This is a genomic window from Pseudomonas sp. GL_093 (genome assembly GCF_057837605.1).
The window spans coordinates 5,557,057-5,579,419 of record NZ_CM174448.1 but is presented as its reverse complement, the minus strand read 5'-3'; the positions used below and the strand labels follow the sequence as shown (position 1 = coordinate 5,579,419).

The following is a 22,363-nucleotide window of genomic DNA, read 5'->3' as shown; positions in this document are numbered from 1 at the left end:
ATCAGTGGTTTACCACTGCGCGCGATGGGAGCCCAATTCCGAAGCCGGAAGTGTCCACTGCAACGGCGTCCCCGTAATCTTCAGTGGCACATGAAGTCGATGCGCCGGTCCCCAGGGCGTCTGCTCAACCAACAGCCCTTGATCGTTGTCATCCTCCGCCCGCAACGGTTCATCTGTTCCCGCACCATTTTCAATCAGCAACTTCGCCGTACGCGCCAATGACAACCGCGCCGATCCACTACGCCCCAACAATCGAATCGCACTGGCCGCCATCAAATACCCGGTGGCGTGATCGAGCGCTTGCAAGGGCAATGGCGTCGGCTTGTCCGCGCGCTTCCATTGCATACCGGCGTCGGCGATTCCGCTGCTCATTTGCACCAGGCTGTCGAAGCCGCGGCGGTTCTGCCACGGGCCGCTCCAACCGTAAGCATTGAGGCTGACGTCGATCAGGCCGGGCGCCAGTTTCTGGCGTTCGGCGACACCGTAACCCAGGCGTTCCAGTGCGTCGGCGCGGTAGCCGTGGAGCAGAATGTCAGCGTCCTTGAGCAGGCTTTCGAACACGGCGCGATCAGTCTTGTCGTGCAGGTCCAGGCGTGTGCAGCGTTTGCCCAGAGTGACTTCCGGCACCACGCCGGGTTCGTTCCAGGTCGGTGGGTCGATGCGCAAAACGTCGGCGCCGAGGCCTGCCAGGAAACGGCTGGCGATGGGGCCGGCGAGCACTCGAGTCAAATCCAGCACCTTGATTCCGGCCAGCGGTTGCGCCACCGAGCCTTGCCACGGTTTCGCGTTCTGGCGGCTGTTTTCAGCAAACTGAATCAGCGGCTCGGCGTTCACCGCCTGACCTTGAGGGTGCGCCTGCCATTGCGCCCAGCTACGCATCTCGGCGGCGCAGCCACCGGCATCGACCACGGCCAGCTCCAGATCGCTTTTAGCCCATTGAGCAACCTTGCTCGCCATCGCTGCACGGTCGGCACAGGCACCAAGAACGGTTTCGGCAGCGGCGCGGTGTTGGGGCGCGTTGGTGTGCAGGCGAATCCATCCGTCTTTGGTCGCGTAGTCACCGGCGACCGGGTCCCACAGCGGCGGGACGCTCCAGCCGACCGGGCGGATCGAAGTGGCGAACCAAAAGGAGGCCAGGCGGCGGTCGACCTCAAGGCTGGGTAAGCGACCGGTTTGTTGCTGCAGCCATTCGCTGACAGCCTGGCCGGCAGCGGCAATGCTGGCGCATGCCAGGTCGGTGACGGCAAACACCGAGGGCAAGGCGCCGCTCGACGTGAACTTGACCTGGGTGTGAGGCAAGCCGAGTGCGGCTTGAATGGACGTGAGTAAATCAGTCATCGAAGGCCCTCCGAAACGAGAGCCCGAGCATAGATCAAAAAACGGCTCTGTCAGATGAAAACGATGATGCCAGCTGAACACAATCCCTGTGGGAGCGAGCTTGCTCGCGATAGCGGAGTGCCAGTCAACTTCAATGTTACCTGTCATACCGCTATCGCGAGCAGGCTCGCTCCCACAGGGGATTTGCTGCGGTCACGGAAGTCGTATTACACCCGAAACTGATCCATCAATTTCATCTGGTGGGTGGTCAGCGAGTTGAGGTGGCTGCTGATCTGCGCCGATTCGGTGGCCTGGCCGGTCAGGGTTTCGGTGACGGTGCGGATCGCCGAGACGTTGCGGTTGACCTCTTCAGCCACGGCGCTTTGCTGTTCGGCGGCGCTGGCGATTTGCAGGTTCATGTCGCTGATGACCGTCACCGCGTCGCTGATTTTGCTCAAGGCCTGGACTGCTTGCTGGATCTGCCCGGCGTTACTGTGGGCCTGGGTCTGGCTCGAATGCATCGTGGCCACCACGCCGCGAGTGCCGGTCTGGATGCGCTCGATGACGATGCGGATTTCTTCCACCGAGTCTTGCGTACGTTTGGCCAGGTTGCGCACTTCATCGGCGACCACCGCAAACCCGCGACCGCTCTCGCCGGCACGGGCCGCTTCAATCGCCGCGTTGAGCGCCAGCAGGTTGGTTTGTTCGGCGATGCTGCGGATCACTTCCAGCACCGAACCGATCTGCTCGCTGTTGACCGCCAGTGCTTCGACTTCGGTCACTGCCTTACTGACTTCGTCGGCCAGTTGATTGATGTCGCGGGTGCTGCGCTCGATGATCGACATGCCGTCGCGGGCCGACTGGTCGGCACCCTTGGCCGCATTTGCCGCGTTCGACGCACTGTTGGCGACGTCGTGGGCGGTGGCGCTCATTTCGTTGGACGCGGTGGCGACCTGGTCGATTTCGCGGAACTGCACCTGCATGCCTTCGCTGGTCTGGCGGGCGATTTCCGAAGACTGGTCGGCCGTGCCGCGCGCATCAGTGATGCTTTGTTTGATCTGCGCGATGGTCGGTTGCAGCTTGTCGAGGAAGCGGTTGAACCAGCTCACCAGTTCGCCCAGTTCGTCTTTCTTGCTGTAGTGCAGACGCTGCGTCAGGTCGCCGTCGCCGCTGGCAATCGCCTTGAGCATCTCGGCCACGCTGTTGATCGGCCGGGTCACGCCGGACGCCGTGAGCCAGATCAACAACAGTCCGACCAGTCCGGCAATCACCGCCACCAACACGGCTTTGATCGTGCCGCTTTGCTGGGCGTCATCGAGTACGGCTTGCAACTTGACCGAGTCGGCCAGCAACACTTGTTTCGGCAGGTCGATCACCACGCCCCAGGCTTTGGACTCGGCAATCGGACTGACCGGGTACACCGCGCGGATCAGGTCGCCCTGTTCGAGAATCTTCGGCGTCCCACCGCTGAGCAATTGCAGAACGTCTTTGCCGTCTGCGCCCAGGGTGTCGCCGATGCTTTTGCCGACCTTGCTCGCGTCGACGCTGTAGCCCGCGAGCACGCCGCTGCCGGAGACGATCAGCATGTGGCCGGCGCTGTTGAACAGATCGCGCTGGGAATCGACAGCCGCTGCTTGCAGGGCGTCGAGGGCAATGTCCACACCGACCACGCCGATGGATTTGCCATCGACCAACAGCGGTACGGAAATGGTGGTCATCAGCATTTCCTTGCCGGCGACGGTGTCGGCATACGGATCGAGCAGGCAGGTGCGCTTGCTGTCGCGAGGGCAGGTGTACCAGCTGTTATAGGGCGTGCCGCTGAGGCTCAGGGTGGTTTTGGTCATGTCGTCTTCGACCATGATCGTATTGATCCCGACACCGCCGGCACGGCTCCAGTAGCTGGCGAAACGACCGGCTTCGTTGGACTGGCGAGCCGCATCGTTGGCGAATTCGCTGTCCTTGCCGTCGAGGCCATTGGGCTCGAATGCCAGCCAGATGCCGAGCACTTTGCTGTTGCGCTCGAAGGCGGTTTTCAGGCTCTGGTTCAACTCTTCACGCAGGGCGCCGGCGTCAAGGGAGCGCTTGCTCGCCATGTTGCGCATGTCCTTGATCTGATCGGCCAGGGCGGTCACCACCAGCAGGTTTTCGCCGAAGGTCTTCTGCACCCGCACTGCTTGCTCGGCGGCCTTGGCCTGGAGCAGGTTCTGCACGCTGGCAGTGAGCATCTTGCTGCTGGAAGCGCTGACCAGTTCATCGTTCTGATCGGTCTGGTAGATGTTCATGCCGACGATCAGGACGACAACGCCCAGCAGGCACAGACCGGACAGCAGGACGATTTTCAGGCGGATGGAGAGAGAGTCGAACATAGGACGAACTCGCGAATGGATGAGGTGTTGGCTGTGAGTCGGGATCGACCCGGTTCGCCAAGTCCATTCAGCGCCATTTAATGCACATCGGCGTGGGCAGAGCTTGCATGAACGCGAAGCCGACGAACGGTAACAGGTGAACGTTTGCGCAGGAAAATGCCCTGAAAAGGACAGAAATTCAGGAAATTGTCGGCAACGATTCCGGCCGCGACCAGATCCACAGATTGCCCAGGCTCATGCCGGCAACCGCCAGATAGATCGGCCAGCCATGATCGAGCATCACCAGCATCAACCCGGCGCACAGCAGCATGCTGACGGTGGCGCTGACCTTGGCTCGACGGGCGATGATTTTGCCGTTGCGCCAGTTGCGCAGGATGGAACCGAACAGCCGATGGTTTTCCAGCCAGGCGCTCAGGCGCGGCGAACTTTTAGTCGCAGCCCAGGCGGCCAGCAGGATGAACTCGGTGGTCGGCAGGCCGGGTACGACGATGGCGATCAGGCCGATGCCCAGGCTGATGTAGGCCAGGAGACCGAACAGCAGACGGGCGAGTTTCGAGGTGGAAAGGTGAGGCATTGGGCTCCAGTTGCGCGACTAAAGCTTGATCGGGATCGTGCAGGCACACTCGGTCCCTTGTAGGAGTGAGCCTGCTCGCGATAGCGGTGGGTCAGGCGGCAATGATGTCGACTGACACTCCGTCATCGCGAGCAGGCTCGCTCCCACAGGGGGGATGTGTTTCTTCAGGCGAGTTCGGGGGTGGTGGCGTAGGCCTGTTCCAGCAGCACGGTGAAGCGGTTGAATGCAGCGACAGCGGCTTGCTCGATTTCAGCCTCTTCCTGAGTGCTGAACTCCAACGAGTCGAGGGTTTTGACGAAGCTCTTCCAGCCTTCAGCGCGGCCACCGACCGGCTCACCGAGATGACGAGCGCCGAAGGTTTCACTTAATCCAAGACCCACGGCACGCTTGATCAGGAACGCCGCGCCAAGTTTCGAACCTTCCGACACGAAGAGCCAACCCAGCGCCTCGGCTCTGGTTGGATTCTTCACCGCCCCGGCGACGGGTGCTGGAACTTCAGTTTCCAGGTCCGCCAGATCTGCCTTGGCTGCTTCAGCACGGCAGCGAGCTGGCAGGTCCGGGACGATGGCGGTCAATTCGGCATCGTTGTACAGCGACACCAGTTCCGACTGAAACAAATACTGAGCCACCACGAAACGCGCGAAGTTGGCCTGGGTTTCGAACGGTGCGTGGGCTTTGACCAAGGCATCTAGCTTGGTATGAGGCTCGTTTGTGATCTGGTTCAAACGTTGCGAACGCAGAGCTGGGCGTTGAGCAGTGTCCTGAGCGGTCATGAGAAGTCCTTGAGAAAAAGAGGCGCTTGGTAACGAGACGAACAAGCAGGCGCCTGACAGTAAAAAAACCTCACTGCGCCACTTCTATAAAAGCTGCGCAGTGAGGTGGCAGGGTCAGATATCCCAGACCAGATTGATCGCGAAGTTGCGACCCGGTTGGGTCAGGCGGTCGAGGTTGGCCGGTTGAGTCACCGAGGCTTCGCCGACGCTGTCGTAACCGCGCACGTCATCCCACTGCCAGTACTTCTTGTCGGTCAGGTTGTACAAACCGGCGTTGACGGTTACGTCGTCGGTCACCTTGTAGAAGCCGGCCAGGTCGAGCACGCCATAGCCCGGGGTCTTGAACTGGGTGCTGGTGCCGTCAGGGGTTTTGAAGCTGGTGCTGTCGACGCGGGTCTTGCGCTTGACCAGTGTCCAGCTCAACAGGGCGCCGTAGTTGTTCTGGTCGTAACCCAGGCCGAATACGCCAGTCAGCGGGTTGATGCTGTTCAGCGGCTGGCCACTGTCATCGTTACGGCCATACAGGTAGGCCACCGAACCTTGGGTGTAGAGACCGGTCGGGGCGCCGAAGCTGTCCAGGTTCAGGCGACCCTTGAGCTCTACGCCTTTGATGGTGGCGTGCGCGATGTTGTTGCTCTGGAAAGTGGTCTCGGTGTAGCCGGGCGTGATGGCGTTCTCGTCGATGAAGTCGCGGTATTTGTTGTAGAACACCGCCACATCGAAAGTGCCTGCCTCGAACTGGCCGCGCAGGCCGGTTTCATAGCTCTTGCTCTTTTCCGGTTCCAGGTCGGGATTTGGCGCGACCTGATAGCCGCCGGCCAGGTTTTCAAAGCGACCGTACAGCGCCTTGGCGGTCGGCGTACGGAAGCCTTCGGCGTACTGGCCATACCCGGTGTAGTGGTCGTTGAAGCTATAGGTGGTGCCGAATTTTGGCGACAGACGATGCCAGGTCTTCGTCTTGTCACTCACCACGCCGTTGCCGCTTTGGTCGGCGGTGACCAGGAATTCGTCGGTGATGTGCGGCTTGAGTTCGGTGTAGTCGTAGCGTGCGCCGGGCAGGAAGGTCCAGTTGCCCCAGTTGATCTGATCCTGGGCGAACAGGCTGTAGCTGTTGATGGTCGGATCAGGGAAGTCGCTGGCGGGTTTCAGTGTGTCGGCGGCGCTGGCGGCACCGATGACCCGGCAAGCGCCGGCCACGGTCAGGCAGGTGCCGCTACCGGTGCGCAGGCCGGTGACTTTGTCCTGTTTGATGGTCGTGCCGTAGGTGACACGGTGGTCGGTGTCGGCGATGGCAAACGACTTGTCAGCCTGGGCATCGAACACCCATTGGCGATCCTTGTAGGTGGTATCGCGGTTGCGCAGCACCGTGCGCGACGGCGCGTAGATTTCTTCGGTGCTCTGGTCGGTCTTGGCGATCTGGTAGTTCAGCGTCCACTTGATGTTGTCAGCCAGGACGCTGTCCAGGCCGAAGCTGTGTTCCAGACCGAAGCGTTCGCGGGTGACGGTGTCGTTGCCGGTACGGGATTTATAGAAGCCGAAACCGCGTCCTGCGTTGAACGGGCCGCCCACTGCGCTCAGCTGGTTGGTGTCGCGGTCATCCTTGTAGTGCTCGTAAGTCAGGCCGAAGCGCGCATCGTCGGCGTAGTCCCAGCCCAGTTTGGCCAGCACGTTGGTGGTGCGCACGTCCTCGGGGTTGGCCTCGGTGCGGTTCAGGCCGGTGCCGCCGGTTTCGCCGTAGGACTCTGTTTCATGACCATTGCGCTGACTCAAGTGCAACAGGCCGTCGAAGTCGCCGGTGCGACCGGCCACCGTGCCGGAGGTCAACCAGCTGTCGTCGGCCGAGCTGTAGCCGGTTTTCAGGCGTGCGCCGACATCCTTGCCCGGTTTGATGATGTCGTCCGGGTCCAGCGTGTAGTAGCTGACCGCGCCGCCGATGGCGTTGCTGCCGTAAAGCACGGACGCCGGGCCGCGCAGAATCTCGACGCGCTTGACGATCTCGGGGTCGACGTAGTTGCGGTTGGTCTGGGCGTAAGGGCCGTTGAAGAAACTGTCGGGCACCTGCACACCGTCGATTTGGGTCAGTACGCGGTCGCCGTCGATACCGCGGATGTTGTAGCCCGTGAGGCCGGCGCGTTGACCGGCGCCGCCCACCGAAACACCGGGCTCGTAGCGCACCAGATCCTTGATGTTATTGACGTTGTTGCGGTCCAGCTCTTCGCGGGTGTGGACGGTGACGGTGCTCGGCACGCTGTTCACGTCTTGTTCCTGGCGGGTGGCGCTGATGGTCACCTGGTCCAGGTTGAGCGCGTTGCTGTTGCTGCGCTTCTCCAGCACGATGTTGTGGGTGCCCAGTTTGCGATAGCTCAGGTTGGTCCCCACCAACAGGCGATCGAGGGCTTTTTCCGGCGGCAACGAACCCCGTACGCCCGGCGAGGCCACGCCTTCAGCCAATTCTGCCGGCAAGCCGACCTGCCATCCCGTCACGGCGGTAAAGGCATTGAGTGCCGAGACCAGCGACTGCTGAGGGATGGCGAACGCGTAATCACCCATGTTGCGGGTCGGTTGCTCGGCAGCGGTGGCGGCGCAGAGCTGCGCGCTGCCGGCCATCAGGATGGCGGCGGTCAGCAGCGACAGCACGCGAGAAGGTGAAGAAGGTTGGCGGGTAAGGCGAGAGGACATCGATAGCGCTCCGTGTCGCACGAATCTTTATAGGTGCTGACTGGCATCTGAAGATGCGAATCAATTGCATTGGCTATAACGAGACGTACGGGGTTTGGCTATCGAGTAAAATTAATTCTCATTTAGTTCAAAATCACCAGCGCCGGGAATTCCTGGAGCCGCGCCGAAGTGATGTGAGCCAGCGAACGGACCACGTCCAACGGCTGGTCAAGGCGGTAATTGCCGGTGACGGCGATGTCGGCCAACTGCTCGTTGTTGTTGATGATCCAGCCTGGGTAGTAACGACGCAGCTCCGCCAGCACCTGGCTCAGCGGGCAGTTTTCGAACACCAGTCGACCCTGGACCCACGCCAGATCGGTCGCGGCATCGAGTTTGGCGGGGCGGTCGAAACCGTTGGGGCCGATGCGGACGCTTTCTCCGGCGGACAATCGGATTCGCGCGTCGTCGCGGGTCGCTCGCAAGTCGACATCCCCACGCTGCACCCGAACCTGTGTCACGCCGTCCAGATAGCGCACCGCAAACGCGGTGTCCCGCACGCTGGCGGTGACCGGCCCGGCGTCGATTTCCAGCGGCTGGCCGCGATTGGCCGCCACCTCGAAAAACGCCTCGCCCTGATACAAACGGGCCACGCGCTGTTGATCGTTGATGGTGCTGGAGAAGGCCGAATTGGTATTGAGCAGGACTTTCGAGCCGTCCTCCAGTTGCAGCCGCTGACGTTCACCGACCACGGTCAGGTGATCAGCCTGCAGGCGAATCGGCAGATTACTGAAGCTGAACAAACCGAGGATCAGCACGGCGGCGGTGGCCAAGGGTTTCCAGTGCGGTCGCAGGCGCGACAGGACGGTCACTTTCGGCGGCCGGGCGGCCAGGCTTTGCGCGCATAGCACGACCTGCGCGCCCTCCCAGATCGCCTGAGCCTTGGCGAACGCCTCGGCATGCAACGGATCGGCGGCGAGCCAGTCGTGAAACTGTCGGGTTTGTTCCTCGCTCGGACTGTCCAGCACGATCAGCCAGTCCAGGGCCTGGTCCATCGCGCTTGCGGAGTCCCGCGCCGGGGAGGGCGGAAGGGAGCGGTGGGTGTCCGTCACGGTGTTTCCTCGGCAGTGTCTTGGCACCGCTGTTTTTTTAGTGAAGCTTGAAAGTGGGGCAAGGGTAGCAAAGCCCGATAGTCAGTGCAGTTCATCCTCACGCATAGAGAATAAACCTACAGATTCAGTCGCCGTTTAACCGTTCGGCCACGCCGATGCAGATCGCCATGATCAATTTCAGCTCCTTTTGCACCGTGCTCAATGACACGCCAAGCTTCTCGGCGATCTCCAGATAGCTGTGCCCGTGCAGACGGCTGAGGATGAAAATCTGCTGCTGACGGGCGCTGAGTTCATTGAGGCTCACGTTCAAACGCTCGAGCAATTGTTCGGCATGGGCGGCGTCCTCGGCACTGCTGGCTGGGGCGGCGACGCTTTCCACCACGTCCAGCGGCACGTCGTCGAGCATCGTGCGGGACTGGATTCGCCGCGCACGCAAATGGTCCAGCGCCAGGTTGCGGGCGGTCTGGAAAACGAAGGGTTCAAGGTGATCGATGGCCCGCTCACTCAGCGCCCGGGTCACTCGCAGGTAGGTCTCCTGCAAGAGGTCTTCGGCGGTGCTGTGATTGTTGACCATCCGCTCCAATGTGCGCAGCAGAGAGACTCGCTGGGCGATGAAGACGTGATTGAAGCGAGATTGACTCACGGGAGAACCTGATCCATTTCGAGCGAATGATAATGCTTATCATCCGCTCGAGTGGTCAAGTATTGATTTGTGAAGCTGATTTGCGAAGGGCTAGGCGCGGCCCAGCAGATAGGTCGCGTAATCGGGGATCCGATGTTCGTGCGCCTGCTCCATCATCGGGCTGCTCAGCAGGTAGTCGGCGCTGCATTCGTTGCAGGCCACCGGAATGTTCCAGACCGCCGCGACTCGCAGTAACGCCTTGATGTCCGGGTCGTGCGGCTGTGGTTCGAACGGGTCCCAGAAGAACACCAGCATGTCGACCCGCTGCTCGGCGATTCGCGCACCGAGTTGCTGGTCGCCGCCCAATGGGCCGCTGATCATGCTCTCCACAGGCAAATCCAGGCGTTGTTGCAACAACAACCCGGTGGTGCCGGTAGCGACCAGTTCATGCTGTGCGAGCCTGTCTTTCTGCCGCTCGGCCCAGTCCAGCAAAAACACTTTGCAGTGGTCATGGGCGACCAAGGCAATACGCTTGCGCGCTGCCATGGTCTTTTGCGTAAAGCTGATACCGATCATCGGTGCTGCTCCTGCTTTTTCACAGCGGGTTATTCAGCGTTGCACAGCGCCAGGCAGTTATCGAGCATGCGGTTGGAGAAACCCCATTCGTTGTCGTACCAGGCCAGTACCTTGAGCAGCTTGCCGCTGGACTTGGTGTGGTTGGCGTCAAAGATCGACGACAGCGGGTTGTGGTTGAAGTCGCTGGAGACCAGCGGCAGGGTGTTGTAACCGAGAATCTTCGAGTGCTGGCTGGCTTCTTTCAGCAGCGCGTTCACTTCATCGGCCGACGCTTCGCGTTTGAGTTGCACGGTCAGGTCCACCAGCGACACGTTGATCACCGGCACGCGTACTGACATGCCGGTCAGTTTGCCCGCCAGTTCCGGCAGCACCAGACCGACTGCTTCAGCCGCGCCGGTTTTGCTCGGGATCATGTTCTGGGTGGCCGAACGCGCACGATACGGATCGACGTGATAGACGTCGGTCAGGTGCTGATCGTTGGTGTAGGCGTGAATAGTGGTCATAAGACCGCTTTCGATTCCCAGCTCGCGGTGCAGCACCTGGGCCACCGGGGCCAGGCAGTTGGTGGTGCACGAAGCATTGGAAATGATCTGGTGCGATTGGCGCAGAATGTCGTGGTTAACGCCATACACCACGGTAGCGTCGGCGCCTTTGGCGGGGGCCGAGATGATCACTTTGCGTGCGCCGGCCGTAATATGCGCGGCGGCTTTGGCGCGGTCGGTGAACAAACCGGTGCATTCGAATACGACGTCGATCTGCTCGGCAGCCCACGGCAGCTCGGCCGGGTTGCGAATGGCGCTGACTGAAATACGGTCACCGTTGACGGTCAGGCTTTCCTGATCGTGCTGGACATCGGCATCGAACGTGCCGTGAACAGTGTCGTACTTGAGCAGATGAGCGTTCATCGCGCTGTCGCCCAGGTCATTGATGGCAACGATCTGCAGATCCTGGCGATACCCTTGGGTATACAGTGCGCGCAGGACGTTACGGCCAATTCGGCCAAAACCATTGATTGCGATTCGAAGAGTCATTTAACAGGGCCGCCGTCGTTTTGTTGTTGGAATTACAAGATTATTCGCATAAAAATAGAAAACAAGCCTTTTTAATGGCAATATTTTGTTCAATCTACAACGAGTGACCTGAATCAACTGGTCCGACCGATCAAGAAAACCGTCTGTCATCCCATCGACAACGGCTCTTGTTCAGCATAGACAATCAGGTCGCCACATCCGTTAGCCTGGAGTTCTAAACATGCATCCCCGCGTCCTTGAGGTCACCGAACGGCTTATCGCCCGTAGCCGCGCCACGCGTGAGGCTTACCTTGCACTGATTCGTGGTGCTGCCAGCGACGGTCCCATGCGCGGCAAGCTGCAATGCGCCAACTTCGCCCACGGCGTGGCCGGTTGCGGCACCGACGACAAGAACAGTCTGCGGATGATGAACTCCGCCAACATTGCGATTGTTTCGTCCTATAACGACATGCTCTCGGCACACCAGCCGTACGAAGTCTTTCCTGAACAGATCAAAAAGGCCCTGCGCGAAATCGGCTCCGTCGGCCAGTTCGCCGGCGGCACCCCGGCCATGTGCGATGGCGTGACCCAAGGCGAGCCGGGCATGGAACTGAGCCTGCCGAGCCGCGAAGTGATTGCGCTGTCCACCGCCGTGGCGCTGTCCCACAACATGTTCGACGGCGCGCTGATGCTCGGCATCTGCGACAAGATCGTGCCGGGCCTGATGATGGGCGCGTTGCGCTTCGGTCACTTGCCGACGATCTTCGTGCCGGGTGGGCCGATGGTCTCGGGCATTTCCAACAAGCAGAAAGCCGACGTGCGCCAGCGCTACGCCGAAGGCAAAGCCAGTCGCGAAGAGCTGCTGGAATCGGAGATGAAGTCCTACCACAGCCCGGGCACTTGCACCTTTTACGGCACCGCCAACACCAACCAGTTGCTGATGGAAGTCATGGGCCTGCACTTGCCGGGCGCCTCGTTCGTCAACCCGAACACCCCATTGCGTGATGCCCTGACCCGCGAAGCCGCGCATCAGGTCACGCGTCTGACCAAACAGAGTGGCGACTTCATGCCGATCGGCGAAATCGTCGACGAACGTTCGCTGGTCAACTCCATCGTGGCCCTGCACGCCACCGGCGGCTCGACCAACCACACCTTGCACATGCCGGCGATCGCCATGGCGGCGGGCATTCAACTGACCTGGCAAGACATGGCCGACCTCTCCGAGGTGGTGCCGACCCTGAGCCACGTTTACCCGAATGGCAAAGCCGACATCAACCACTTCCAGGCCGCGGGCGGCATGTCGTTCCTGATTCGCGAACTGCTGGAAGCCGGTTTGCTGCACGAAAACGTCAACACGGTGCTGGGCCACGGCCTGAGCCGCTACACCATGGAACCGTTCCTCGAAAACGGCGAACTGGTCTGGCGCGAAGGCCCGATCGAAAGCCTCGACGAAACCATCCTGCGTCCAGTCGCTCGCGCCTTCTCGCCAGAGGGCGGCTTGCGGGTGATGGAAGGCAACCTCGGCCGCGGTGTGATGAAAGTCTCCGCCGTCGCGTTGGAAAACCAGGTCGTCGAAGCACCGGCCATGGTGTTCCAGGATCAGCAGGATTTGGCCGATGCGTTCAAGGCCGGTTTGCTCGAGAAGGATTTCGTCGCCGTGATGCGCTTCCAGGGCCCGCGCTCCAACGGCATGCCGGAGCTGCACAAGATGACGCCGTTCCTCGGCGTGCTACAGGATCGCGGTTTCAAAGTCGCGCTGGTCACCGACGGGCGCATGTCCGGTGCGTCGGGGAAAATCCCGGCGGCCATTCACGTCAGCCCCGAAGCGTATGTGGGCGGCGCTTTGGCGCGGGTGCAAGAGGGCGATATCATCCGCGTCGATGGCGTCAAAGGCACCCTGGAGCTTAAGGTGGACGCCGAAGAATTCGCAGCACGCGAACCTGCCAAAGGCCTGTTGGGCAACAACATCGGCAGCGGTCGCGAGCTGTTTGGTTTCATGCGCATGGCCTTCAGCTCGGCGGAGCAGGGCGCCAGCGCCTTTACTTCTGCCCTGGAGACGCTTAATTGAAACTGGCTTTGGTCGGTGACATCGGTGGGACCAACGCACGTTTCGCGTTGTGGAAAAACCAGCAACTGGAATCGATCCAGGTGCTGGCGACGGCTGACCACGCCAGCCCGGAGGAGGCGATTGCCCTCTACCTGAGCGGGCTGGGCCTGGCGCCGGGTTCGATCGGTTCGGTGTGCCTGTCGGTGGCCGGCCCCGTCAGCGGCGATGAATTCAAGTTCACCAACAATCACTGGCGACTCAGCCGCAAGGGGTTTTGCAAGACCTTGCAGGTGGATCAACTGTTGCTGGTCAACGACTTCTCGGCGATGGCGCTGGGCATGACCCGTTTGCAGCCGGACGAGTTTCGGGTGGTCTGCGAAGGCACGCCGGAACCGTTGCGGCCGGCGGTGGTGATCGGTCCGGGGACTGGCCTCGGTGTTGGCACGTTGCTGGATCTGGGCGAAGGTCGTTTCGCCGCGTTGCCGGGGGAGGGCGGTCACGTCGATTTGCCGCTGAGCAGTCCGCGGGAAACTCAGTTGTGGCAGCACATCTTCAATGAGATCGGCCATGTCAGCGCTGAAACGGCGTTGAGCGGCAGCGGTTTGCCGCGAGTTTACCGGGCGATTTGTGCGGTGGACGGTCATGAACCCGTACTGGATTCCCCCGAGTCGATTACCGCAGCCGGTCTGGCCGGCGATCCGATTGCCCTGGAAGTGCTTGAGCAGTTCTGCTGCTGGCTGGGTCGTGTGGCCGGCAACAATGTGCTGACCACCGGTGCGCGTGGCGGCGTGTACATCGTGGGTGGGGTGATTCCGCGGTTTGCCGATTTCTTCATCGAAAGTGGCTTTGCCCGGTGCTTTGCCGACAAGGGCTGCATGAGCGATTACTTCAAAGGCATCCCGGTGTGGCTGGTGACGGCGCCGTATTCCGGATTGATGGGGGCAGGGGTAGCACTGGAGCAATCCAACCCAGCCTGAAATGCGATCAAAAATGTGGGAGCGAGCCTGCTCGCGATGGCGGTGTGTCAGTCAACCAATGTGTTGAATGTAAAACTGCAATCGCGAGCAGGCTCGCTCCCACAGTTGGTTCTGTAGTGTTTGTAGATTCCGCGCTTAAGGCATAATCCGCCCAATTCAAACAACAAGGACGCCGCCCCGTGAGCTCAGTCAACAAGTCGATTTTGTTGGTCGATGACGATCAAGAGATACGCGAGTTGCTGGACACCTACCTGACCCGCGCCGGTTTCCAGGTTCGTACCACGCCCGACGGCGCAGGTTTTCGCCAGGCGATGAACGAGGCCCCGAGCGATCTGGTGATCCTCGACGTGATGCTGCCGGACGAAGACGGCTTCAGCCTCTGCCGCTGGATCCGCCAGCACCCGCGTCAGGCGCAGGTGCCAATCATCATGCTCACCGCCAGCTCCGACGAGGCCGACCGCGTTATCGGTCTGGAATTGGGCGCCGACGACTACCTCGGCAAACCGTTCAGCCCGCGTGAATTACAGGCGCGCATCAAAGCCCTGTTGCGTCGCGCGCAGTTCGGGCAGGAGCGTTCCGGCAGTGAAGTGTTGGCCTTCGATGACTGGCGGCTTGACATGGTCAGCCATCGGCTGTTCCACATCGATGGCGAAGAAGTGATTCTCTCCGGCGCCGATTTCGCTCTGCTGAAACTGTTCCTCGATCACCCTCAGGAAATTCTCGATCGCGACACCATCGGCAACGCCACCCGTGGTCGTGATTTGATGCCGCTGGATCGCATCGTCGACATGGCCGTCAGCCGTTTGCGCCAGCGCCTGCGCGACACCGAAAAACCACCGCGGCTGATCCGTACCGTGCGCGGCAGCGGCTACCAACTGGCCGCCAATGTGGTTGCCAGCAATGGCCACTGAGTTTTTCCGCAAGCTCGCCGCACGGATTCCCGTGCCGCGTTCGCTGCTCGGGCGGATGTTGTTGCTGACGCTGTTGGCGGTGCTGTTCGCCCAGACGCTGTCGAGCGTAATCTGGGTCTCGCAACTGCGCGCCACCCAACTGGAAGGCCTGGTCACCAGCGCCCGTAGTCTCGCTCATTCGATGACCGCCAGCGTCAGTTACTTCCGCTCACTGCCGGTAGCGTTTCGGCCATTGGTACTCGACCAGTTGCGCAGCATGGGCGGCACCCGTTTTGTGGTGACGCTCAACGACAAACCCTTGGGCATGGAAGTGCTGCCGATCACCCCGCGCAAGGAAGCGGTGCTCAAAGCGGTGGACGAAGTGCTGCGCCAGTCCTTGGGCCAGGACACGGATATCTCGGTGACTTTTGTTAGCCCCGAAGACCTGCGGATCTTCAATAGCGGCCTGAAACTCGATGAATTGCCGCGCTCCTGGGCGCATTACGCGCTGACCCTGGAGCCGGTGAACCCGCCGGTATTGGTCACGCAAATCCAGATGGCACCGGGCGAGTGGCTGTACATCGCCTCACTGTTGCCCGAGCCCTACACCAGTCTTGAAGAACAAGGCCTGCCGGCGCAGCAAGTCTGGTTCATCGTCCTCACCAGCGGCTTCTTGCTGTTGTTCATTGGTCTTCTGGTGCACTGGCAGAGCCGGCCGCTCAAGCGTTTGGCGCGGGCGGCACGGGACATGTCCCTCGGCGCGGAAGTCGAACCCGTGGCCGAGGGCGGCGGCAGTGAAGTGGTCGAGGTCGGCCGCGCCTTCAATGCGATGCGCGAACGCATCAGCCGTTACCTGACCGAGCGCAGCCAGTTGTTCAGCGCGATTTCCCATGACTTGCGCACGCCGATTACCCGCTTGCGGTTGCGCGTTGAATTGCTCGAAGACGAAACGCTGCAAGCCAAGTTCGGGCGTGATCTGGATGAGCTGGAGCTGCTGGTCAAAGGCGCGCTGCAATGCGTGAAAGACACCGACATCCACGAAAACATCGAACCGGTGGACCTCAACCACGTGCTTGATTGTCTGGTGGAACCGTATCTGGCGCCCAACGGCAATGGTCGCGTTACTCAGCAAGGGCGTGCGCTGGCGGCGTATCCGGGGAAGCCGCTGGCGCTCAAGCGTTGTATCGGCAACCTGATCGACAATGCCTTGAAGTATGGGCAGAAAGCGCATTTGCACATAGATGACGACCAGAGTGCGTTCATCCTGCATGTGGACGATGAGGGGCCAGGCGTGCCGGAACAGCGGATGGAGCAGGTGTTCGAGCCGCACTTCCGCCTGGCCGGGCAGCAGCAGGGTTATGGATTGGGGTTGGGGATTGCGCGAAATATTGCGCATAGCCATGGCGGCGAAGTCAGCCTGCAAAACCTGCGTGAAGGCGGGTTAAGGGTGACGTTGCACTTGCCTCGTAGTGTTGATTAGTTAGAACGCGTCGCGCCCATCGCGAGCAGGCTCGCTCCCACATTGGATTTGTGTACGACGCAGAACCACTGTGGGAGCGAGCCTGCTCGCGAAGAGGTCAGACCATTCAACACATTCCTCTAGGCGAATGTCACAAGGCGGTGACATAACTCGCCCCCTTCGTTACAAGCCCGCCACCGCCCGTTGTTTAGACTGCCCCCAGTCATAACAACAAAAAAGGCACCCCATGGACACCTTCCAACCCGCGTTCAGCAGTTGGCTGAACGCACGCGCCCATCAGCAATGGCTCGCCGCCGAAGGCCTGCGCCTGCTGGCGTTTGCCAAGGCTTCAAAGCTTCCCGAAGGCTTCGGCAATCTCGATGAAAAGGGCTGCCTCCCGGCCAACGCCCACGCCGAAACCATGAACACCGCGCGCATGACCCACAGCTTCGCCATGGCTCACATTCAGGGCCTGCCGGGTTTCGCCGAGCTGGTGGATCACGGCATCAAAGCCCTCAGCGGCCCATTGCGTGACGCCGAACACGGTGGCTGGTTCGCTGCCCCCGAGCATCGCGACGGCAACACCGATAAAGCCGCTTACCTGCACGCCTTCGTTGCCTTGGCCGCCAGTTCTGCGGTCGTCGCTCAGCGTCCCGGCGCACAGGCCTTGCTCGACGATGCCATCGACATCATCGACACGCATTTCTGGAGCGACGAGGAGGGCGCGATGCGCGAATCCTTCAACCGTGACTGGAGCGTCGAGGAAGCCTATCGCGGCGCCAACAGCAACATGCACGCCACCGAAGCCTTTCTCGCGTTGGCCGATGTCACCGACGATAACCGCTGGCTGTGCCGCGCCCAGCGCATCGTCGAGCGCGTCATCCACGGTCACGCCGCTGCCAACGATTACCTGGTGGTCGAGCATTTCGACCGCGACTGGCAGCCGCTTCGCGACTACAACCACGACAACCCGGCCGATGGTTTTCGCCCCTACGGCACCACGCCGGGCCACGGTTTCGAATGGGCCCGGTTGATGCTGCATCTCGAAGCGGCGCGGGTTAAGGCCGGGATGCTCACGCCGGGCTGGCTCGCCACCGACGCGCAAAAACTCTTCGACCACAACTGCCGACACGGCTGGGATGTCGACGGGGCGCCGGGGATTGTCTACACCCTCGACTGGGACAATCGCGCCGTGGTTCGCCATCGCCTGCACTGGACCCATTGCGAAGCCAGCGCCGCCGCCAGTGCGCTGCTTAAACGCACAGGCGATGCGCAATACGAAAGCTGGTACCGACTATTTTGGGAATTCTGCGACCGCCATTTCATCGACCGCGAAAGCGGCAGTTGGCATCACGAACTCGATCCACAGAACCGTCCGAGCGCCGATATCTGGGCGGGTAAACCTGATCTTTATCACGCTTGGCAAGCCGTATTGATCCCGCGATTGCCTCTGGCGCCAAGCATGGCGACTGCCTTGGCACAGTTATCCCAGAGCGCTCCTGTGTAACCATGTGGTGACATTCGAACGTCCCTTCGTTACCTGCGAAGGGATAACTCCTGTTTAAAATCCATGCAGCGCAAGCACCAGACTTGCATGCATAACAACAAGAAAGGTACTACTAGATGAATGCGATTTCTCGCCTCGCTACTGTCATTTCTCTCGCCTCACTGCTTCCCCTGTCTGCATTCCCGCTGAGTACGCTTGCTGCCGATTCCAAAGGTTCGGTGGAAGTCGTTCACTGGTGGACGTCCGGTGGCGAAAAAGCTGCTGTTGATGTTCTTAAGGCCCAAGTCGAAAAAGACGGTTTCATCTGGAAGGACGGCGCAGTCGCCGGTGGCGGCGGCGCTACGGCCATGACCGTACTCAAAAGCCGCGCCGTTGCCGGTAACCCGCCGGGCGTAGCGCAGATCAAAGGCCCGGACATCCAGGAATGGGCGTCTACCGGTCTGCTCGACACCGACGTCTTGAAAGACGCCGCCAAAACAGAGAAGTGGGACAGCCTGCTCGACAAGAAAGTCTCCGATACGGTGAAGTACGAGGGTGACTACGTGGCTGTGCCGGTGAACATTCACCGCGTCAACTGGCTGTGGATCAACCCGGAAGTCTTCAAGAAAGCCGGCATCGAAAAAGCGCCAACCACCCTTCAGGAATTCTACGCGGCCGGTGACAAGCTCAAGGCTGCGGGCTTCATTGCGCTTGCCCACGGCGGCCAGCCTTGGCAGGACAGCACCGTGTTCGAAGCGGTGGTCCTTTCGGTCATGGGCGTCGACGGCTACAAGAAAGCCCTGGTCGACCTGGACAACGCTGCACTGACCGGTCCTGAGATGGTCAAGGCGCTGACCGAGCTGAAGAAAGTCGCGACCTACATGGACGCCGACGGCAAAGGCCAGGACTGGAACCTGGAAGCCGCCAAGGTCATCAACGGCAAGGCCGGCATGCAGATCATGGGTGACTGGGCCAAGAGCGAGTGGACAGCGGCCAAGAAAGTCGCCGGCAAGGACTACGAGTGCGTAGCCTTCCCGGGCACCGACAAGGCCTTCACCTACAACATCGACTCCCTGGCCGTGTTCAAGCAGAAAGACAAGGGCACTGCTGCCGCACAGCAGGACATTGCCAAGATCGTGCTGGGTGAAAACTTCCAGAAAGTCTTCAGCATCAACAAGGGCTCGATCCCGGTTCGAATCGACATGCTGAACGACATGGGCAAGTACGGTTTCGACTCTTGCGCCCAGACCGCTGCCAAGGACTTCCTGGCAGACGCCAAGTCCGGCGGCCTGCAGCCGAGTATGGCGCACAACATGGCGACCACGCTGGCGGTACAAGGTGCGTTCTTTGATGTCGTAACCAACTTCATCAACGATCCGAAAGCCGATCCTGCCATTGCCGCCAAGCAGCTCGGCACGGCCATCAAAGCTGCCAAGTAATGCTTGGCCCCTGTAGGAGTGAGCCTGCTCGCGATAGCTGATGGTCAGACTCTGGATGTATCAACTGATACATCGCTATCGCGAGCAGGCTCACTCCTACAAGGGGTGCATTTCCAAAGTAATTTTTCCTCACGTACGGGATCTTCCCATGAGTTCTGTTGCTGTGTTCAGCAAGGCCTCACCGTTCGATGCACTGCAGCGCTGGCTCCCCAAACTGGTGCTGGCGCCCAGCATGTTCATCGTCCTGGTCGGCTTCTATGGCTATATCCTGTGGACGTTCGTCTTGTCGTTCACCACGTCGACCTTCCTGCCGACCTACAAATGGGCGGGCCTGGCGCAATACGAGCGGCTATTCGACAACGACCGTTGGTGGGTAGCGAGCAAGAACCTGGCGGTTTTCGGCGGCATGTTCATCGGTATCACCCTGGTGATCGGTGTACTGCTGGCGGTGTTTCTTGATCAGCGCATTCGTCGCGAAGGTTTCATTCGCACCATTTACCTGTACCCGATGGCGCTCTCGATGATCGTCACCGGTACCGCCTGGAAGTGGCTGCTCAACCCGGGCATGGGCCTGGACAAATTGTTGCGTGACTGGGGCTGGGAAGGCTTTCGCCTGGACTGGCTGATTGACCCGGACCGCGTGGTGTACTGCCTGGTGATCGCTGCGGTATGGCAAGCCTCGGGCTTTATCATGGCGATGTTCCTCGCCGGCCTGCGTGGCGTTGATCAATCGATCATCCGTGCCGCCCAGATCGATGGCGCAAGCATGCCGCGGATTTACCTGAAAGTGGTGTTGCCCAGCCTGCGTCCGGTGTTCTTCAGTGCGGTCATGATCCTGGCCCACATCGCGATCAAGAGTTTCGACCTGGTGGCAGCAATGACCGCCGGTGGCCCGGGTTACTCCTCCGACTTGCCTGCGATGTTCATGTATTCCTTCACCTTCAGTCGCGGCCAGATGGGCATGGGCTCGGCCAGTGCGATTCTGATGCTCGGTGCGATTCTCGCAATCATCGTGCCTTACCTGTACTCCGAGCTGAGGACCAAGCGTCATGACTAGTTTCGCTGCCAAACCTTCCATCAGCCTGAGTCGCATCGCGATCTACGGCGTGCTGATCCTTGCCGTATTCCTTTACCTGATACCGCTGGTGGTCATGCTGTTGACCAGTTTCAAGACGCCGGAAGACATCAACTCCGGCAACCTGCTGAGCTGGCCGACCGTGGTCAGCGGCATTGGCTGGGTCAAGGCCTGGACCACGGTTGACGGGTACTTCTGGAATTCGATCAAGATCACCGTCCCGGCGGTTTTGATCTCCACCGCCATCGGTGCACTGAACGGCTATGTGCTGTCGATGTGGCGCTTTCGCGGTTCGCAGTTGTTCTTCGGCCTGCTGCTGTTCGGTTGCTTCCTGCCGTTCCAGACCGTCCTGCTGCCGGCCTCGTTCACCCTCGGCAAGATGGGTCTGGCGAGCACCACCACGGGCCTGGTGTTCGTGCACGTGGTCTACGGCCTGGCGTTCACCACGCTGTTCTTCCGTAACTACTACGTCAGCGTTCCCGATGCGCTGGTGAAGGCGGCGCGGCTCGATGGCGCGGGTTTCTTCACCATCTTCCGCTTGATCATCCTGCCGATGTCCACCCCGATCATCATGGTCTGCCTGATCTGGCAGTTCACCCAGATCTGGAACGACTTCCTGTTCGGCGTGGTGTTCTCCAGCGGTGACTCGCAACCCATTACGGTGGCGTTGAACAACTTGGTCAACACCAGTACCGGGGCCAAGGAATACAACGTTGATATGGCGGCGGCGATGATCGCCGGGCTGCCGACCCTGCTGGTCTATGTGGTCGCAGGCAAGTATTTCGTGCGCGGGCTGACGGCCGGCGCAGTCAAGGGGTAATTATGGCTACGCTCGAACTTCGCAATGTAAACAAGACCTATGGCCCCGGCCTGCCGGACACCCTCAAGAACATCGAACTGTCGATCAAGGACGGTGAGTTCCTGATCCTGGTCGGACCTTCGGGTTGCGGAAAATCGACCCTGATGAATTGCATTGCCGGTCTGGAGACCATCACCGGTGGCGCGATCATGATCGGTGACCAGGACGTCAGCGGCATGAGCCCGAAAGACCGGGACATCGCCATGGTGTTCCAGTCCTACGCGCTGTACCCGACCATGAGCGTGCGCGAGAACATCGCCTTTGGCTTGAAGATCCGCAAAATGCCCGCCGCCGACATCGAAGCGGAAGTGGCGCGGGTGTCCAAGCTGCTGCAGATCGAACACTTGCTCAACCGCAAACCCGGCCAGCTCTCCGGTGGCCAGCAACAGCGCGTGGCGATGGGCCGTGCCCTGGCGCGGCGGCCGAAGATTTACCTGTTCGACGAACCGCTGTCCAACCTCGACGCCAAGCTGCGCGTCGAGATGCGCACCGAAATGAAACTGATGCACCAGCGCCTGAAAACCACCACGGTCTACGTGACCCACGACCAGATCGAAGCCATGACCCTGGGCGACAAAGTGGCGGTGATGAAGGACGGGATCATTCAGCAATTCGGTACGCCGAAAGACATCTACAACAACCCGGCCAACCTGTTCGTGGCGAGCTTCATCGGTTCGCCACCGATGAACTTCATCCCGCTGCGGTTGCAGCGCAAGGACGGTCGTCTGGTGGCGCTGCTCGACAGCGGTCAGGCGCGCTGCGAATTGCCGTTGGGCATGCAGGACGCCGGTCTTGAAGACCGCGAAGTGATCCTCGGCATGCGCCCTGAGCAGATCGTGTTGGCGGGCAGCGAGCCGAATGGTTTGCCGATCATTCGCGCCGAAGTCCAGGTCACCGAGCCGACCGGTCCCGACACCCTGGTGTTCGTCAATCTCAACGAAACCAAAGTCTGCTGCCGTCTGGCGCCGGACGTTGCACCGGCCGTGGGCGAGACCCTGACCCTGCAATTCGATCCATCGAAAGTGCTGTTGTTCGATGCCAAGACCGGGGAGCGCCTGGGGGTGGCCGGTCAGCCAAAAACCGAGACTCACAGTGCCAATGTGGCGCAGTTCAAAGGCCGCTGAAG

General features: G+C 60.7%; 17 protein-coding genes and 2 pseudogenes. 9 read left to right on the top strand and 10 right to left on the bottom strand.

Features of this window, described 5'->3' with window-relative positions; translation table 11 throughout:
• Nucleotides 1-9: 9 nt before the first annotated feature.
• The 10 genes and pseudogenes from AC3IUE_RS25760 to gap all read right to left on the bottom strand — a co-directional run bounded on the left by AC3IUE_RS25760 (nt 10) and on the right by gap (nt 11,026).
• Nucleotides 10-1,338 carry a CoA transferase gene (locus AC3IUE_RS25760; RefSeq protein WP_489264157.1) on the bottom strand — a complete coding sequence of 443 codons (1,329 nt, stop codon included), beginning with the start codon at nt 1,336-1,338 and terminating at the stop codon, nt 10-12.
• Between the two features lie 206 nt (nt 1,339-1,544).
• Nucleotides 1,545-2,072: pseudogene (locus AC3IUE_RS25755) on the bottom strand (methyl-accepting chemotaxis protein); the annotation flags it as partial.
• Nucleotides 2,073-2,402: 330 nt separating this feature from the next.
• Nucleotides 2,403-3,410: pseudogene (locus tag AC3IUE_RS25750) on the bottom strand (methyl-accepting chemotaxis protein); the annotation flags it as partial.
• A gap of 451 nt (nt 3,411-3,861) precedes the next feature.
• Complete coding sequence (locus tag AC3IUE_RS25745) at nt 3,862-4,257, bottom strand: YbaN family protein (protein ID WP_489264156.1); 396 nt, start codon at nt 4,255-4,257, stop codon at nt 3,862-3,864.
• A 164-nt stretch (nt 4,258-4,421) separates the two neighbouring features.
• Nucleotides 4,422-5,030, bottom strand: a complete 609-nt coding sequence (locus AC3IUE_RS25740) for a biliverdin-producing heme oxygenase (RefSeq protein WP_489264155.1) — start codon at nt 5,028-5,030, stop codon at nt 4,422-4,424.
• Between the two features lie 114 nt (nt 5,031-5,144).
• Nucleotides 5,145-7,709, bottom strand: coding sequence for a TonB-dependent receptor (locus tag AC3IUE_RS25735; protein WP_489264154.1), 2,565 nt, complete (start codon nt 7,707-7,709; stop codon nt 5,145-5,147).
• Between the two features lie 122 nt (nt 7,710-7,831).
• A complete protein-coding gene (locus tag AC3IUE_RS25730; protein WP_489264153.1) occupies nt 7,832-8,797 on the bottom strand; it encodes a FecR family protein in 966 nt (321 codons plus the stop codon).
• A gap of 124 nt (nt 8,798-8,921) precedes the next feature.
• Nucleotides 8,922-9,440 carry an RNA polymerase sigma factor gene (locus AC3IUE_RS25725; RefSeq protein ID WP_033056830.1) on the bottom strand — a complete coding sequence of 173 codons (519 nt, stop codon included), beginning with the start codon at nt 9,438-9,440 and terminating at the stop codon, nt 8,922-8,924.
• A 90-nt stretch (nt 9,441-9,530) separates the two neighbouring features.
• A complete protein-coding gene (locus tag AC3IUE_RS25720; RefSeq protein ID WP_008155845.1) occupies nt 9,531-9,995 on the bottom strand; it encodes a methylglyoxal synthase in 465 nt (154 codons plus the stop codon).
• A 29-nt stretch (nt 9,996-10,024) separates the two neighbouring features.
• A complete protein-coding gene (gene gap / locus AC3IUE_RS25715) occupies nt 10,025-11,026 on the bottom strand; it encodes a type I glyceraldehyde-3-phosphate dehydrogenase (protein ID WP_056744970.1) in 1,002 nt (333 codons plus the stop codon).
• 220 nt (nt 11,027-11,246) lie between these two features.
• Here gap and edd point away from each other — a divergent pair, with 220 nt between their 5' ends.
• From edd to AC3IUE_RS25670, 9 genes are all read left to right on the top strand, one after another.
• Nucleotides 11,247-13,073 (top strand): phosphogluconate dehydratase, encoded by a 1,827-nt coding sequence (gene edd, locus AC3IUE_RS25710; RefSeq protein WP_008155848.1) that lies wholly within the window; start codon nt 11,247-11,249, stop codon nt 13,071-13,073.
• Nucleotides 13,070-14,029: a glucokinase gene (locus AC3IUE_RS25705; protein ID WP_489264152.1), complete on the top strand. Its 960-nt coding sequence runs from the start codon at nt 13,070-13,072 to the stop codon at nt 14,027-14,029. The genes edd and AC3IUE_RS25705 overlap by 4 nt, the downstream gene beginning before the upstream one ends.
• Before the next feature lie 179 nt (nt 14,030-14,208).
• A complete protein-coding gene (locus tag AC3IUE_RS25700) occupies nt 14,209-14,940 on the top strand; it encodes a response regulator (protein WP_008155851.1) in 732 nt (243 codons plus the stop codon).
• Entirely contained in the window at nt 14,930-16,399 is a 1,470-nt protein-coding gene (locus AC3IUE_RS25695; protein WP_056744974.1) for an ATP-binding protein, read from the top strand. Before AC3IUE_RS25700 ends, AC3IUE_RS25695 begins: the two co-directional genes overlap by 11 nt.
• 226 nt (nt 16,400-16,625) lie before the next feature.
• The gene (locus tag AC3IUE_RS25690; protein ID WP_489264151.1) at nt 16,626-17,885 is read left to right on the top strand and encodes a D-mannose isomerase; all 1,260 of its coding nucleotides are present in this window, start codon (nt 16,626-16,628) and stop codon (nt 17,883-17,885) included.
• A gap of 116 nt (nt 17,886-18,001) precedes the next feature.
• Nucleotides 18,002-19,303 (top strand): ABC transporter substrate-binding protein, encoded by a 1,302-nt coding sequence (locus AC3IUE_RS25685; RefSeq protein WP_489264150.1) that lies wholly within the window; start codon nt 18,002-18,004, stop codon nt 19,301-19,303.
• Between the two features lie 148 nt (nt 19,304-19,451).
• Nucleotides 19,452-20,360, top strand: coding sequence for a carbohydrate ABC transporter permease (locus tag AC3IUE_RS25680; RefSeq protein WP_046056150.1), 909 nt, complete (start codon nt 19,452-19,454; stop codon nt 20,358-20,360).
• A complete protein-coding gene (locus AC3IUE_RS25675) occupies nt 20,353-21,198 on the top strand; it encodes a carbohydrate ABC transporter permease (protein ID WP_056744981.1) in 846 nt (281 codons plus the stop codon). The genes AC3IUE_RS25680 and AC3IUE_RS25675 overlap by 8 nt, the downstream gene beginning before the upstream one ends.
• Before the next feature lie 2 nt (nt 21,199-21,200).
• A complete protein-coding gene (locus tag AC3IUE_RS25670) occupies nt 21,201-22,361 on the top strand; it encodes an ABC transporter ATP-binding protein (RefSeq protein WP_056744982.1) in 1,161 nt (386 codons plus the stop codon).
• Nucleotides 22,362-22,363: the final 2 nt, after the last annotated feature.

What these genes read in the sequence shown, in the direction of transcription:
- AC3IUE_RS25760 (WP_489264157.1), bottom strand. Translation starts at nt 1,338, where the DNA reads ATGACTGATTTACTCACGTCCATTCAAGCCGCACTCGGCTTGCCTCAC.
- AC3IUE_RS25745 (WP_489264156.1), bottom strand. Translation starts at nt 4,257, where the DNA reads ATGCCTCACCTTTCCACCTCGAAACTCGCCCGTCTGCTGTTCGGTCTC.
- AC3IUE_RS25740 (WP_489264155.1), bottom strand. Translation starts at nt 5,030, where the DNA reads ATGACCGCTCAGGACACTGCTCAACGCCCAGCTCTGCGTTCGCAACGT.
- AC3IUE_RS25735 (WP_489264154.1), bottom strand. Translation starts at nt 7,709, where the DNA reads ATGTCCTCTCGCCTTACCCGCCAACCTTCTTCACCTTCTCGCGTGCTG.
- AC3IUE_RS25720 (WP_008155845.1), bottom strand. Translation starts at nt 9,995, where the DNA reads ATGATCGGTATCAGCTTTACGCAAAAGACCATGGCAGCGCGCAAGCGT.
- gap (WP_056744970.1), bottom strand. Translation starts at nt 11,026, where the DNA reads ATGACTCTTCGAATCGCAATCAATGGTTTTGGCCGAATTGGCCGTAAC.
- edd (WP_008155848.1), top strand. Translation starts at nt 11,247, where the DNA reads ATGCATCCCCGCGTCCTTGAGGTCACCGAACGGCTTATCGCCCGTAGC.
- AC3IUE_RS25695 (WP_056744974.1), top strand. Translation starts at nt 14,930, where the DNA reads ATGGCCACTGAGTTTTTCCGCAAGCTCGCCGCACGGATTCCCGTGCCG.
- AC3IUE_RS25690 (WP_489264151.1), top strand. Translation starts at nt 16,626, where the DNA reads ATGGACACCTTCCAACCCGCGTTCAGCAGTTGGCTGAACGCACGCGCC.
- AC3IUE_RS25685 (WP_489264150.1), top strand. Translation starts at nt 18,002, where the DNA reads ATGAATGCGATTTCTCGCCTCGCTACTGTCATTTCTCTCGCCTCACTG.
- AC3IUE_RS25680 (WP_046056150.1), top strand. Translation starts at nt 19,452, where the DNA reads ATGAGTTCTGTTGCTGTGTTCAGCAAGGCCTCACCGTTCGATGCACTG.
- AC3IUE_RS25675 (WP_056744981.1), top strand. Translation starts at nt 20,353, where the DNA reads ATGACTAGTTTCGCTGCCAAACCTTCCATCAGCCTGAGTCGCATCGCG.
- AC3IUE_RS25670 (WP_056744982.1), top strand. Translation starts at nt 21,201, where the DNA reads ATGGCTACGCTCGAACTTCGCAATGTAAACAAGACCTATGGCCCCGGC.